We start from the raw sequence: 13,880 nt of genomic DNA, 5'->3' as shown, positions 1-13,880 counted from the left end.
AAGGTGCCCATGTCATATTCACGCAAAATTCTGGCCCTGATGGCCGCGACGACCTGCCTTGCCGGGCCGGTCATGGCCCAGGACGACGACACGCTGAAGATCGGCCTGATCTTCACCCTGTCCGGACCCGGCGCCGTTCTGGGCGAGATGGGGCGCGACGGGTTTCTGCTGGCCGCTGACCAGATCGGCGAGATCGGCGGCATGACGACCCAGATCGTGGTCGTCGATGACGAACAGAAACCCGATATCGCCGCCAACAAGGCCCGCGAACTGGTCGAGCGCGACGAGGTCGACATCGTCGTCGGCCCGATCTTTTCCAACATCCTCGGCGCGATCATGAAGCCGGTAACCGATTCCGGCGCCATCCTGATCAGCCCGAATGCCGGCACCTCGAACTTTGCCGGGGCCGAGTGCAACCGGAACTTCTTCGTCACCTCGTATCAGAACGACCAGATGCACGAGGTGATGGGCGCCTATGCGCAGGAACAGGGATATGACAACGTGTTCCTGCTGGCGCCGAACTATCAGGCCGGCAAGGACAGCCTTGCGGGGTTCAAGCACAGCTACAAGGGCAATGTCGCGGGCGAGATCTTCACCCAGCTTGGCCAGCTGGATTATTCCGCCGAACTGGCGCAGATCGCCGCCATGCAGCCCGATGCGGTCTTCGCGTTCATGCCGGGCGGCATGGGCGTCAATCTGGTCAAGCAATATCGTCAGGCCGGGCTTGAGACCATTCCCTTCCTGTCGGCCTTCACCGTGGACGAATCGACGCTGCCCGCGCAGCAGGACGCAGCCCTTGGCTTTTTCGCCGGGTCGAACTGGGCGCCCGACATGGACAACCCGCAGAACAAGGAATTCGTCGAAGCCTACGAGGCGAAATACGGCAAGGTTCCCGCGACCTATGCGATGCAGGCCTATGACACCGCGCATCTGATCGACGGCGCCATCCGCGAGGCCGGCGGGGTGGGCGACAAGGACGCGCTGATCGCGGCGCTGGAAAAAGCCCCCTTCACCTCGGTGCGCGGCGATTTCAGCTTTGGTCCGAACCACTATCCGGTGCAGGATTTCTATCTGACCGAGGTCGTGCGGCGCGAGGATGGCAACTATGCCACATCCGTCGTGAAGAAGATCTTCGACGATTACGCCGACAACTATGTCGGCGAATGCCAGATGAACTGATCCTGCGGGAAAGGGGCGCGCCGCCCCTTTCCACGGGAATCTCCGCATGACCAACCTGTTTCTGCTTCAGCTTCTGAACGGGATGCAGTTCGGCATCCTGCTGTTCCTGATCGCCGCCGGTCTGACGCTGGTGTTCGGGATCATGGATTTCGTCAATCTCGCCCATGGCGTGATCTATATGGTCGGCGCCTATCTGGCGGTGACGTTCACCCAGATGACCGGCAGCTATGGGCTGGGCCTGCTGCTGACGCTGCCTGCCACGCTGCTGATCGGGCTGGTGCTGGAACTGCTGGTCTTTCGCAAGCTGTATGACCGGCCGCATCTGGATCAGGTGCTGGCCACGTTCGGTCTGGTGATGATCGTGACCGAGACGGTCGAGATCGTGTGGGGCGCAGCCCCCCTGTCGGTGCAGATGCCCGATCTGCTGTCCGGGTCGGTGCCGCTGGTCGGGCATCTGCGCTATCCGGTGTTCCGGCTGGTGGTGATCGGCGCGGGGCTGGCCACGGCGATCGGGCTGTGGCTGGTCATCACCCGCACGCGGATCGGGATGCGGCTGCGGGCGGGGGCCACGAACCGCGCGATGGTTTCGGCGCTGGGCGTCGATATCCGCAAGCTGTTCACGATCATCTTCGCCTTCGGGGCGATGCTGGCCGGGTTTGCGGGCGCGATGGTCGCGCCGATCCTGACCGTCGATCCGGGCATGGGCGAAAGCGTGCTGATCCTGGCCTTCGTGGTGATCGTGATCGGCGGTATCGGCTCGGTCAAGGGCGCGTTCGCGGGCGCGCTGCTGGTCGGGCTGGTGGACACGCTGGGCCGCAGCTTCGGCCCGATCCTGCTGCGCGCGCTGATGGACCCGGCGGCGGCGGGGCAGGCGGGCAGGGTGCTGGCGCCGATGCTGGTCTATATCCTGATGGCCGTCATTCTGGCGGTCCGGCCCGCCGGGCTGTTCGGGGCGAAGACATGAGGCTGATCCCCACCCGCGCCTGGGCCGCCACGATCCTGTTTTCGGCTTTCGCGATCCTGCCGCTGATCGCGGTCGGACTGAACGACAGCTATCTGATCGTGATTGCCACGCGCATCCTGGCCTATGCCATCGCCGCGCTGGCGCTGGACCTGATCCTTGGCTATGGCGGCATGGTCAGTTTCGGCCACGCCGCCTATCTGGGCATCGGCGCCTATTCGGTCGCGATCCTGTCGCGCGCGGGCTTTACCGATCTGGGCCTGCACATGCTGGCCGCCATCGCCGGCGCCGCGATCTTTGCGCTGGTCACGGGCGCGATCTCGCTGCGCACGCGCGGCATCTATTTCATCATGATCACGCTGGCCTTCGCGCAGATGGCCTATTTCTTCTTCATCTCGCTGTCGGCCTATGGCGGCGATGACGGCGTGGCGCTGGACGCGCGATCCACCCTGTTCGGCCACAACGTGCTGGAGGATGATACGGCCCTTTACTATACCGCGCTGACCCTGCTGGTGGGGCTGTATCTGCTGGCCGTGGCCATCACCCGGTCGCGGTTCGGCAGGGTGCTGACCGGGGCGCGGGAAAACCCGGTGCGGATGCAGGCCATCGGGTTCTCGCCCTTCCGCTATCAGCTGACGGCCTTCGTCATTTCGGGCTGCATGGCCGCCATCGCCGGGGTGATGCTGGCCAACCAGACCAGCTATGTCTCGCCCGCCTTCATGAACTGGCACCGCTCGGGCGAGCTGGTGGTGATGGTCGTCTTCGGCGGCATCGGCAACCTGCTGGGCGCGGTCGCCGGCGCCACCATCGCCCTGCTGCTCGAGGAATGGCTGGCGCTGCTGACCGATCACTGGCCGCTGCTGTTCGGCCTGATCCTGGTGCTGGTGGTGCTGTATTCGCGCGACGGCCTGTCCGGCCTGTTCCGGAGGCGTCCATGAGCCTGCTGAAGGTCCGCAACCTGCGCAAATCCTATGGCGCGTTGAAGGTCACCGACGATCTGGACCTGACCGTGGAAGAGGGCGAGCTGCACGCCATCATCGGCCCGAACGGCGCCGGCAAATCGACGCTGATCGCGCAGCTTTCCGGGCAGGCCGGGTCCGATTGCGGCTCGGTGCGGTTCGCGGGGGCCGAGATGATGGGCCGGCCGATGCATGCGCGGGTGCGCGCCGGCATCTCGCGCAGCTTTCAGATCACCTCGATCCTGCCGAACTTCACCGCGCTGGAAAACGTGGCGACCGCCGTGCAGGCGCGGCAGGGCAGCAGTTTCCGCTTCTTCTCACCCGTGGCCGAGGAACACGGGCTGAACGATCAGGCGCTGGCCGCGCTGGACCGGGTGGGCATCGCGGATCGCGCCTTCTTTCACGCCGGCAGCCTGTCGCATGGCGAAAAGCGGCAGCTGGAACTGGCCATCGCGCTGGCGACCCGGCCCCGCCTGCTGCTGCTGGACGAACCGCTGGCCGGCACCTCGGGCGCCGAGGCCGAACGCCTGGTCGAGGTCATGCGCGGGCTGAAGGGCGACGTGACGCTGGTGCTGATCGAACACGACATGGACGCGGTCTTTTCGCTGGCCGACCGCATCAGCGTGCTGGTCTATGGCCGCATCGTCGCCACCGGCAGCCCCGACGCGATCCGCGACGACCCGCAGGTCCGCGCCGCCTATCTGGGCGAGGAGGAGGGGGCGTGATGCTGACAGTCGAGGGGCTTCAGGCGGCATACGGCCAAAGCCAGGTCCTGCACGATATCGGCTTTCACGTGGCCGAGGGCGAGGTCGTGACCCTTCTGGGGCGCAACGGCATGGGCAAGACCACCACCGTCAGCACGATCTTCGGCCTGCTGCCGGCCAGGGCGGGCCGCGTGACCATCGCCGGCACCGACATGACGAACGCCGCCCCCCACCGGATCGCGCGCGCCGGTCTGGGGCTGGTCCCCGAGGGGCGGCAGGTCTTTCCCACGCTCGACGTGCGCGAGAACCTGATCGCGATGGCGCGCCCCGGCCAATGGACGCTGGACCGGGTGCTGGCGCTGTTTCCACGCCTTGGCGAACGCATGTCGCACAAGGGCAACCAGCTGTCGGGCGGCGAACAGCAGATGCTGGCCATCGGCCGCGCGCTGATGACCAATCCCCGCCTCGTCGTGCTGGACGAGGCGACCGAGGGGCTGGCGCCGCTGATCCGGGACGAGATCTGGGCCTGTCTGACGCAGTTGAAGGCGGCGGGCGAATCGATCCTGATCATCGACAAGAACGTGGACGCGCTGACCCGCTTTGCCGACCGCCATGTGGTGATCGAAAAGGGCCGCACCGTCTGGTCGGGCGACAACGATGCGCTGCGCGGCACGCCCGAAATCAAGGAACGCTTCCTGCATGTCTGAAGGGGGACCGCAGATGACCATGACCGCCGGAATCACCCGCGCCACCGAAGGGGTGCAGGGAATCAGCTGGAATATCCTGGGCCAGATCTATGTGCCCAAGCAGGTCTCGGACGCGGCGATGTCGTGGCACGCGACCTTTCCCCAGGGCACCTTCGTGCCGCCCCATATCCACCCCACGCAGGACGAATTCCTGTATATCCTCGACGGCTGTTTCGACCTGCTGCTGGACGGCGCCGAACACCGCGCGGTGCCGGGCGATCTGGTCCGCCTGCCGATGGGCGTGCCGCACGGCATCTTCAACAAATCCGACACCGACATCAAATGCCTGTTCTGGGTGTCGCCCACGCGCCGGCTGTTCGACCTGTTCTGGGCGCTGCACAATCTGGGGCCGGATGCGAACCCGGCCGAGGTGGTGGCCGTCTCGGCCGCGCACGAGGTCGATTTCCTGCCGCCCCCCGAGGATGCCGACCCGCAAGACGCGGAGCCGGCCTGATGCGGGTCCTGATCGCGGGCGCGGGGATCGGCGGGCTGACTACGGCGCTGATGCTGCACGCGCGCGGCATCCCCTGCCGGATCTGGGAGGCCGCGCGCCAGGTGCGCGAGGTCGGCGTCGGCATCAACATCCTGCCGCACGCGATTCGCGAACTGGACCTGCTGGACCTGATGGACGCGCTGGACCGCGTGGCCGTGCGCACCTCGCATCTCTACTACTACACCCGCGGCGGCCAGCTGGTCTGGGACGAGCCGCGCGGCATGGCGGCGGGCCATGACGTGCCGCAATTCTCGGTCCATCGCGGCCGCCTGCAACAGGCGCTGCACGACGCGGTGATCCGGCGGCTGGGGCCGGATGCGGTGGTCTGCGGACGCCGTCTGGCCGGCTTCGTGCAGGACGAGGGCGGCGTGACCGCGCAGTTCACCGACGCGGCGCAGGGCGGCGCCGCCACGATCGCGCGCGGCGACGTGCTGATCTGCGCCGACGGCATCCATTCGGTCGGCAGGCGGCATTTCTATCCGGCCGAGGGCGCGCCGTCCTGGAACGGCGTCTCGATGTGGCGCGGCGCGACGCTGGCGCCGCCATGGCGCGACGGCACGGTGATGGCCATCGGCGGCGGGTTCGGCGCCAAGCTGGTCCTGTATCCGATCGCGCCGCCCCAGGGCGACGGGCGGCAGCTGATGAACTGGGTCGTGAACGTGCGCACCAGGGACCCCTCGGTCAGCCCGCCGCCGCCCGACAGCTGGTCGCGCAAGGTGGCCCATGCGACCGTGCTGCCCCATGCCCGCCGGTTCCGCGTGCCGAATTACGATATCGAGGCGCTGGTCCGCGCCACCCCCGATATCTACGAATATCCGATGGCCGACCGCGATCCGCTGCCGCGCTGGACCTTCGGGCGGGTGACGCTGCTGGGCGATGCGGCGCATCCGATGTATCCGGTCGGCTCGAACGGCGCCAGCCAGGCGATTCTGGACGCCCGCAGCCTGGCCGACGCGCTGAAATCCCAGCCCCATCCCCGCGCGGCCTTGTGGCATTACGAGGCCGACCGCCTTCCCACGACCGCCCGGATCGTCGCCCAGAACCGCAAGGGCGGCCCCGAAGGCGTGATCGACGCGGTCGAGAAACTGGCACCCGCCGGTTTCGACGAGATCGACAGTGTGCTGCCCCGTGCCGACCGCGAGGCGCTGGTCAAGGGTTACGCGGTCATGGCCGGATTTTCGGTTCAGCGCCGCGGCTGACCGGGCGGTGGACGCGATTCTCCGCTTTAAACCGCCGAAAATATCGCGTAAGCACGGCGCAGGCAGTCAGCACCCATAGCTCAGCTGGATAGAGTGTCGCCCTCCGAAGGCGAAGGTCGTAGGTTCGAATCCTACTGGGTGCGCCACTGCTTTCCCCGATTATCCGATCCGCCGCCACGCGACCCGCCGCGACACGGTCCGCCGCGACCGGCCGCAGCGGACCGGCTTATTCGACCGTCACCGATTTCGCCAGGTTGCGCGGCTGGTCCACGTCGGTGCCCTTGGCGACCGCCGTGTGATAGGCCAGATACTGCATCGGCACCGCATACAGGATCGGCTGGAACAGACCGCCGCCTTCGGGCAGGCGCAGCGCAGCCTCGACCCCCTCGCCGCCGGCGGCGATGCCGGCCGCATCCGACACCAGCAGGATCGGACCGTGCCGGGCCATCACCTCCTGCATGTTCGAGATGGTCTTTTCGAACAGCGCGTCATGCGGGGCCAGCACGATCACCGGCACGTCGCGGTCGATCAGCGCGATCGGCCCGTGTTTCAGTTCGCCCGATGCATAACCTTCGGCGTGGATATAGCTGAGTTCCTTCAGTTTCAGCGCGCCTTCCAGCGCCACCGGAAACAGCGCGCCGCGCCCCAGATACAGAACGTCGCGCGCCTGGCTCAGCCATTCGGCCAGGCTGCGGCAGTCCTCGGACAGATCCAGCGCCTGTTGCAGCAGGCCCGGAATCCGGCGCAGATCGGCCAGATGCGCGGCCAGCGCTGCATCGTCCAGCCGGCCGCGATCATGCGCGGCCTTCAGCGCCAGGATCGCCAGCACCGTCAACTGGCAGGTGAACGCCTTGGACGAGGCCACGCTGACCTCGATCCCGGCCAGCGTGGGCAGGGCGATGTCGCTGTCGCGCGCAATCGCCGAGGTGCCCACATTCACCAGCCCGACCGTCTGCGCGACATGCTGGCCCGCGTAATGCAGCGCGGCCAGCGTGTCGGCGGTCTCGCCCGACTGGCTGATGGCGACGAACCAGCTTGACGGCGACAAGGGCGGCTCGCGATAGCGGAATTCCGACGCCACGTCGATGTCGCAGGGCAGATGGGCCAGCTGCTCGAACCAGTATTTGGCCACGTGGCCGGCCAGATGCGCGGTGCCGCAGCCGACCAGCGCGATCCGGTCCACGCCGCTGAAATCGAGACCCTCGGGCAGGACGATCCGGTCGTCCTTGATGTAATGGTTCAGCACGTCGCCGATCACCGCCGGCTGTTCGGCAATCTCCTTGGCCATGAAGTGGCGATAGCCGCCCTTATCGATGGCCGTCGCGCCGATGTCGATGCGCGCCTGCGTCCGCGCGACCTGCTGGCCGTCCGCGTCGTGGATGCGGACGCCGGCGCGGGTCAGCACCGCGTGATCGCCATCCTCGAGATAGGTGATCCGGTCGGTAAAGGGCGACAGGGCGACGGCGTCCGATCCCACGAACATCTCGCCCTCGCCATGACCGATCGCCAGCGGGCTGCCCTTGCGCGCGACGACCATCAGATCGGTCTCGCCCTCGAACAGGAAGGCCAGCGCAAAGGCGCCGCGCAGCCGCGCCAGCGTGGCGCGCGCCGCCTCGACCGGGTTCATCCCGTCGGCCATGAACCGCCCCGCCAGCAGCGCCACGGTCTCGGTGTCGGTCTGCGATTGCGGCTGCAACCCGGCGGCGATCAGCTCGTCGCGCAGGTCGCGGAAATTCTCGATGATGCCGTTATGGACGACGGCGACCGGGCCGTGGCGATGGGGATGGGCGTTGGCCTCGGTCGCGGCGCCGTGCGTGGCCCACCGCGTATGCCCGATGCCCGCATGGCCGCGCAGCGGGTCCTGGACCAGCCGGTCGGACAGGTTGACCAGCTTGCCCACCGCGCGCCGCCGGTCCAGCCGTCCGGAATCGTCCACCGTCGCCACCCCGGCGCTGTCATAGCCGCGATATTCCAGCCGGCGCAGCGCGTCGACCAGTTGCGGCGACACTTCATGATTGCCAAGGATGCCAATGATTCCGCACATTATTTTCTGTCCTTTTCTGCGCGCAGCGCGGCCATCATCCGCACCGCCAGTCCCGGCCTGTTTTCCTGTCTCGCCCGTCCCACGGCCAGCGCGCCATCGGGCACGTCCCGGGTGATGACCGATCCCGATCCGGTCAGCGCGTCGTTGCCCACCCGCACCGGCGCGACCAGCATCGTGTCGCTGCCGATGAAGGCGCGGGCGCCGATATCGGTCCGGTGCTTGCCGACGCCGTCATAGTTGCAGGTGACGGTGCCCGCGCCGATATTGCTGTGCTCGCCGATGCTGGCATCGCCCAGATAGGTCAGGTGCCCGACCTTGACGCCCTGGTTCAGAACGCTGTTCTTGATCTCGACGAAATTGCCGACATGGACATCGCCGCCCAACTCGGCGCCGGGGCGCAGCCGCGCGAACGGCCCGACCGTCGCCCCGGAGGAGACATGGCAGCCCTCGAGATGGCAGAACGGCAGGATCTCGGCTCCCGATTCGACGGTCACGCCGGGGCCGAACACGACGTTCTGGCCGATCACCGCGTCGCGTCCGATCCAGGTGTCCAGCGCGAACCAGACCGTCGCCGGATCGCACAGCGTGACGCCGTTTTCCATCGCATCGCGGCGGGCGCGGGTCTGGAACGCGGCCTCGGCCGCGGCCAGTTCGGTGCGGGTGTTGATGCCCAGGGTCTCGCGCTCGTCGCAGATCACCACCTCGGCGCGCCGCCCCTCGGCCCGGGCCAGCGCGACCAGATCGGTCAGGTAATACTCGCCCGAGGCGTTGTCGCTGCCCAGCCGCACGACCAGTTGCCGCAGCAACCCCGCATCCAGCGCCATCACCCCCGAATTGCACAGCCCGATCCGCCGCGTCGCCTCGTCCGCGTCCTTGTATTCCACGATTCGTTCCAGCCCGCGTTCGGTGACGACCAGCCGCCCGTAACGGCCCGGATCGGCGGCCTCGAATCCCAGCACGACAAGATCGGCGGGATGATCGGCCAGCGCCGCCAGCGTGTCGGTGCCGATGAAGGGAGTGTCGCCATACAGCACGATCACCTTGCCCTCGAACCCCTCAAGCTCGGTCAGGGTCTGGCGCACGGCGTGGCCGGTGCCAAGCTGTTCGCTCTGCAACACGATCCGCGCCTCGGGCTCCAGCCTTGTGACGGCGCGTCCGACCGCCTCGGCGCCGTGACCGGCCACCACGATGGTCAGTTCCGGCTGCAACTGCCCGGCGGTGCGCAGCGCGTGCCCGACCAGCGGCACCCCCGCCAGACGATGCAGCACCTTGGGCAGGTCGGACTGCATCCGGCTGCCCTGTCCCGCCGCCAGGATCACCACCGCGACCGCCATTTCCGCCATCTCTGCCCCCAAAGCCTGTTTCCTCTTGTTGTCAGGCGTTCTAGTCGGGGCTGGGCGCGACGAAAAGGGTTGTTGCGTTCACCTTTGGTGTCGGATCGTTTCGCGGGCGCGGAACAGGGGGCAAGGCATGACGGGCACGGTGGTTTTCGATCTGGACGGCACGCTGGCCGACACCTCGGGCGATCTGGTCGCGGCGGCCAATGCCTGTTTCCAGGCGCGCGGGCTTGGCGCGTTGCTGGACCCGGTGGCGGATGCGCTGATCGCGTTTCACGGCGGGCGCGCCATGCTGCGCGCGGGCTATGCGCGGATGGACGGCGACACGCTGCTGCCGCCCGACGCCGAGGATGCGGATTACGCGACCCTGCTGGATCATTACGGGGACAACATCGCCGTGCACACGCGGCTGTATCCGGGGGCGCGGGCAGCGCTGAGCGCATTGTCGGATGACGGGTTCCGGCTGGCCATCTGCACCAACAAGCCCGAATCGCTGGCCCGGATCCTGCTGCGCGAACTGGATATCGACGGGTTTTTCGGCGCGGTGGTCGGCGCCGACACGCTGCCGGTGCGCAAGCCCGACCCGCGACCCTATCGCGCCGCGGTCGAAGGGGCGGGCGGCACGGTCGCGCGATCCTTCCTGCTGGGCGATACCGAAACCGACCGGCGCACGGCGTCGGCCGCAGGGGTGCGCGTGGCGCTGGTGTCCTTCGGTCCCGAGGGCGAGGCGATTTCGCGCCTCGCGCCCGACGCGCTGATCGGAGGTTTCGAGGAATTGCCCGATCTGGCACGGCGCTGGCTGGGCTGAGACAGGCGACACAAGCCGGAACGTCAGCGCCAGAAAATCCCGCGCCGACCCGCGCGCGTTAAGCCTTCGTTAACGAATCGCGGTTAACCATTCCGCTGCGCGCGGGTTGAGGCATCCGTGCGCAGACCAGGCGGCGCGTTCCGCCCCGCCCGATCTGCCAGTCGGGACGGGGCGGGCGCGATCGCGGCGCTCAGTCCGCGTCGCTGGCGGGCTTTGCGTTCAGCAGGCCGTATCTTTCGCCGCCGATGGTGTCATGCAGTTCAAGCTGGGTTTCGAGGAAGTCGATATGACCTTCCTCGTCCGCGATCAGTTCCTCGAACAGGTTCTTGCTGACATAGTCGCCGACCTTGTCGCAGTGATCGCGCGCCTCGATATACAGGTTGCGCGCGTCGTGTTCGCCGGCCAGATCCGCCTCCAGCGTTTCCTTGAGGTTCTGGCCAATGCGCAGCGGGTCCAGCTTTTGCAGGTTCGGATGCCCCTCCAGAAAGATGATTCGCTGGATCAGCCGGTCGGCGTGGTGCATTTCCTCGATGGATTCGGCGCGCGACTTGTCGGCGACGTGACCGTAACCCCAATCCTCCTGCAAACGGTAATGCAGCCAGTATTGGCTGACCGCCGTCAGTTCAGACCGCAGTGCCGCGTTCAGATACTCGATGACCTTCGCGTCGCCCTTCATTCGCATCGCCTTTCGTCTTGTCCGATGTCACCCGCAGGATCGGCGGGGCGACGCCCACACTATCGCAACCGCGCATCGTGTCCAGAAACAGGCGCATGCAGCCGCCGCAATCGGCGCGTTTGCCAAGGGCGCGATATATCTTGCCGGGGGTGATGATCGTGTGCGCGTCCGAGGCCCGCATCCAGTCGATGGCGGCCCGGATCTCGTGGTCCGAAATCTGCGTGCAGTGACAGACGATCATGAAGCGACTCCCTGTTGCCGCGAAACCTAGCAAAACTGTCAGGCATGTAAAGAAAAAGCTTTCGGCCCGTCCTCACGCTTGGGTCAGCCGCGCTTGATTTGTGCGCCGGGCCGGCGCAGAAGCCACGACCATGAAACTGTCCGATTTCGATTTCGACCTGCCCGAACATCTGATCGCCACGCGCCCCGCCCGGCCGCGCAGCTCGGCCCGGCTGCTGGTGGCCGATGCCGGCACGATCGCGGATCGCCGGGTCAGCGATCTGCCCCAGATCCTGCGTCCGGGCGATCTGCTGGTCCTGAACGACACGCGGGTGATCCCGGCGCGGCTGACCGGCACGCGCACGCGCGCGACCCCGCAGGGCGATGCGGCGGCCCGGATCGAGGTGACGCTGCTGGAACCCGCCGCCGATGGCTGGCAGGCTCTGGCCCGACCGCTGCGCAAGCTGCGGGTGGGCGAGGTGATCCGCTTCGGCGACGCGCTGTCGGCCGAGGTGGCCGAGATCGGCACCACCGGCCTGCGCCTGCGCTTCGACGCGATGGGCGAGGCGTTCGATGCGGCGCTGAACCGGGTCGGCGCGATGCCGCTGCCGCCCTATATCGCCAGCCTGCGCGCCCCCGACGCGCAGGACCGCGACGATTACCAGACGGTGTGGGCGCGCCATCGCGGCGCGGTCGCCGCCCCCACCGCCAGCCTGCATTTCGATGCCCCGCTGCTGGACGCGCTGGCGGCGCGCGGGGTCGAATTCGTGCATGTCACGCTGCATGTGGGCGCGGGCACGTTCCTGCCGGTCAAGGTCGATGACGTCACCAGCCACCGGATGCACGCCGAATGGGGCGAGGTGACCGATGACGCCGCCGCCCGCATCAACGCCGCCCGCGCCGCCGGACGGCGCATCATCCCCGTCGGCACCACGGCGCTCCGGCTGATCGAATCGGCGGCCGCCGCGGACGGCACGATGCGCGCCTTCCAGGGCACGACCGACATCTTCATCTATCCCGGCCATCACTTCCGGGTGACCGACGGGCTGATGACGAATTTCCACCTGCCGAAATCGACCCTGCTGATGCTGGTCTCGGCGCTGATGGGACGCGAAAGGATCAAGGAAATCTATGCCCATGCGGTCGCCGGGCAGTATCGGTTCTTCAGCTATGGCGATGCGTCGCTTCTGCTGGTTTAGGGTCGGAATCCGGCTGGCATCCCGGCGCCATCGGGACTAGGGGCTGGGTGACGGACTGAGCGGACAATCAAGACGAGACGAGGTGCCGGAATGGCGTCGGTGATGCGCAGCACATGGCCGCTGCTGATGGGGATCTTGTTGCTGATGGTCGGCAACGGGATGCAGGGGACGCTGCTGGGCATCCGCGGCGGGATCGAGGGGATTCCGACCTCGCAGATGTCGGTCGTCATGGCCGCCTATTTCGGCGGCTTCCTGCTGGGCAGCCTGGTCGTGCCGCGGATGATCCAAAGCGTCGGCCATGTCCGCGTCTTCGCCGCGCTCGGCTCGCTGATCTCGGCGGTGCTGGTGCTGTATGCGGTCGCGCCGGACTGGATCTTCTGGGCGATCATGCGGTTCGTGATCGGCTTCTCGTTCTGCGGCGTCTATATCACCGCCGAAAGCTGGTTGAACGCCAGCGCCACGAACGAGACGCGCGGCCAGGCGCTGGCGGCCTATATGATCGTGCAGATGCTGGGGATCATCGTGGCGCAACTGCTGCTGAACACCGGCGATCCGGCGGGGTTTCTGCTGTTCGTCATCCCCTCGGTGCTGGTGTCGCTGTCCTTCACGCCGATCCTGCTGTCGGCCCAGCCCGCCCCCGCCTTCGCCACGATCAAGCGGATGTCGTTCTCGCGCCTCTATCGCGCTTCGCCTTTGGGATGCATCGGCATCTTCCTGATGGGCGGCGTATTCTCGGCGCTGTTCGGCATGTCCTCGGTCTGGGGGGCGGCGATGAACATGACGGTGCGCGACATCTCGGTTTTCGTGGCGGCGATCTATATCGGCGGGCTGATGCTGCAATTCCCGCTGGGCTGGCTGTCGGACCGCATGGACCGGCGCAAGCTGGTGCTGGCGCTGTCGGTCATGGGCACGGTGGTGATCGTGGCGACGGTCGTGGCCCAGCCCGGCATCCTGTGGCTGACCCTGGCCGGCGCGCTGGTCGGCGGCGTCGCCAACCCGGTCTACGGGCTGCTGCTGGCCTATACCAACGACCATCTGGACCAGGCGGACATGGCCGCCGCCTCGGCCGGGCTTCTGTTCATCAACGGGCTGGGCTCGATGGGCGGGCCGCTGATCACCGGCTGGCTGATGAGCCTGGTCGGACCGAACGGGTTCTGGATCTATATGGGCGTGCTGCTGGCCATGCTCAGCGCCTATGCCGGCTGGCGCATGACACGGCGCGCCGCGATGCCGGCTGCCGATCAGGGCAACTATGCCGTCGTCACCCCCAGTGCCACCTCGCTTGCGGTCGAGGCGGCCCTGGACGACGCCCAGTCCTCGGGCGGCGACGGCGATCCGCAGCCCGCCGCCTGATCG

14 protein-coding genes and 1 tRNA gene are annotated in these 13,880 nt (G+C 67.4%); 11 read left to right on the top strand and 4 right to left on the bottom strand.

The window, feature by feature from the left end; translation table 11 throughout:
• The first annotated feature begins 9 nt into the window (after positions 1-9).
• The 8 genes from JHW45_RS09725 (at position 10) to JHW45_RS09690 (ending at position 6,387) form a co-directional block, all read left to right on the top strand.
• On the top strand, positions 10-1,179 hold the full coding sequence (locus JHW45_RS09725; protein ID WP_272857505.1) for an ABC transporter substrate-binding protein: 1,170 nt from the start codon (positions 10-12) through the stop codon (positions 1,177-1,179).
• Between the two features lie 46 nt (positions 1,180-1,225).
• Positions 1,226-2,143, top strand: coding sequence for a branched-chain amino acid ABC transporter permease (locus JHW45_RS09720; RefSeq protein WP_272857504.1), 918 nt, complete (start codon positions 1,226-1,228; stop codon positions 2,141-2,143).
• Complete coding sequence (locus JHW45_RS09715; RefSeq protein ID WP_272857503.1) at positions 2,140-3,078, top strand: branched-chain amino acid ABC transporter permease; 939 nt, start codon at positions 2,140-2,142, stop codon at positions 3,076-3,078. Before JHW45_RS09720 ends, JHW45_RS09715 begins: the two co-directional genes overlap by 4 nt.
• Positions 3,075-3,824: an ABC transporter ATP-binding protein gene (locus JHW45_RS09710; RefSeq protein ID WP_272857502.1), complete on the top strand. Its 750-nt coding sequence runs from the start codon at positions 3,075-3,077 to the stop codon at positions 3,822-3,824. Before JHW45_RS09715 ends, JHW45_RS09710 begins: the two co-directional genes overlap by 4 nt.
• Complete coding sequence (locus JHW45_RS09705; RefSeq protein WP_272857501.1) at positions 3,824-4,510, top strand: ABC transporter ATP-binding protein; 687 nt, start codon at positions 3,824-3,826, stop codon at positions 4,508-4,510. Before JHW45_RS09710 ends, JHW45_RS09705 begins: the two co-directional genes overlap by 1 nt.
• A gap of 13 nt (positions 4,511-4,523) precedes the next feature.
• The gene (locus JHW45_RS09700) at positions 4,524-5,003 is read left to right on the top strand and encodes a cupin domain-containing protein (protein WP_419181792.1); all 480 of its coding nucleotides are present in this window, start codon (positions 4,524-4,526) and stop codon (positions 5,001-5,003) included.
• The gene (locus tag JHW45_RS09695; RefSeq protein ID WP_272857500.1) at positions 5,003-6,241 is read left to right on the top strand and encodes a flavin-dependent oxidoreductase; all 1,239 of its coding nucleotides are present in this window, start codon (positions 5,003-5,005) and stop codon (positions 6,239-6,241) included. The genes JHW45_RS09700 and JHW45_RS09695 overlap by 1 nt, the downstream gene beginning before the upstream one ends.
• Before the next feature lie 69 nt (positions 6,242-6,310).
• Positions 6,311-6,387, top strand: a tRNA-Arg gene (locus JHW45_RS09690).
• 80 nt (positions 6,388-6,467) lie between these two features.
• On the opposite strand, the gene glmS is transcribed toward JHW45_RS09690, so the two are convergent.
• Positions 6,468-8,285, bottom strand: coding sequence for a glutamine--fructose-6-phosphate transaminase (isomerizing) (glmS, locus tag JHW45_RS09685; protein ID WP_272857499.1), 1,818 nt, complete (start codon positions 8,283-8,285; stop codon positions 6,468-6,470).
• A complete protein-coding gene (glmU, locus tag JHW45_RS09680) occupies positions 8,285-9,628 on the bottom strand; it encodes a bifunctional UDP-N-acetylglucosamine diphosphorylase/glucosamine-1-phosphate N-acetyltransferase GlmU (RefSeq protein ID WP_272857498.1) in 1,344 nt (447 codons plus the stop codon). The genes glmS and glmU overlap by 1 nt, the downstream gene beginning before the upstream one ends.
• A 127-nt stretch (positions 9,629-9,755) precedes the next feature.
• Here glmU and JHW45_RS09675 point away from each other — a divergent pair, with 127 nt between their 5' ends.
• Entirely contained in the window at positions 9,756-10,430 is a 675-nt protein-coding gene (locus JHW45_RS09675; protein WP_272857497.1) for an HAD-IA family hydrolase, read from the top strand.
• A 190-nt stretch (positions 10,431-10,620) separates the two neighbouring features.
• Here the strand turns inward: JHW45_RS09675 and bfr are convergent, their stop codons facing one another.
• Both bfr and JHW45_RS09665 read right to left on the bottom strand, forming a co-directional pair.
• Positions 10,621-11,106 carry a bacterioferritin gene (bfr, locus tag JHW45_RS09670; RefSeq protein ID WP_272857496.1) on the bottom strand — a complete coding sequence of 162 codons (486 nt, stop codon included), beginning with the start codon at positions 11,104-11,106 and terminating at the stop codon, positions 10,621-10,623.
• On the bottom strand, positions 11,054-11,347 hold the full coding sequence (locus JHW45_RS09665) for a (2Fe-2S)-binding protein (protein ID WP_272857495.1): 294 nt from the start codon (positions 11,345-11,347) through the stop codon (positions 11,054-11,056). Before JHW45_RS09665 ends, bfr begins: the two co-directional genes overlap by 53 nt.
• A gap of 130 nt (positions 11,348-11,477) precedes the next feature.
• Between JHW45_RS09665 and queA the strand changes: the two genes are divergently transcribed.
• Together queA and JHW45_RS09655 are read left to right on the top strand one after the other, a co-directional pair.
• The gene (queA, locus tag JHW45_RS09660; protein ID WP_272857494.1) at positions 11,478-12,524 is read left to right on the top strand and encodes a tRNA preQ1(34) S-adenosylmethionine ribosyltransferase-isomerase QueA; all 1,047 of its coding nucleotides are present in this window, start codon (positions 11,478-11,480) and stop codon (positions 12,522-12,524) included.
• 90 nt (positions 12,525-12,614) lie between these two features.
• Positions 12,615-13,877 carry an MFS transporter gene (locus JHW45_RS09655; RefSeq protein WP_272857493.1) on the top strand — a complete coding sequence of 421 codons (1,263 nt, stop codon included), beginning with the start codon at positions 12,615-12,617 and terminating at the stop codon, positions 13,875-13,877.
• The last annotated feature ends 3 nt before the right edge of the window (positions 13,878-13,880 follow it).

This window comes from Paracoccus stylophorae (genome assembly GCF_028553765.1).
In the GTDB taxonomy this organism is placed as follows: Bacteria; Pseudomonadota; Alphaproteobacteria; order Rhodobacterales; family Rhodobacteraceae; genus Paracoccus; species Paracoccus stylophorae.
This window is presented reverse-complemented; position numbering and strand designations above follow the sequence as displayed.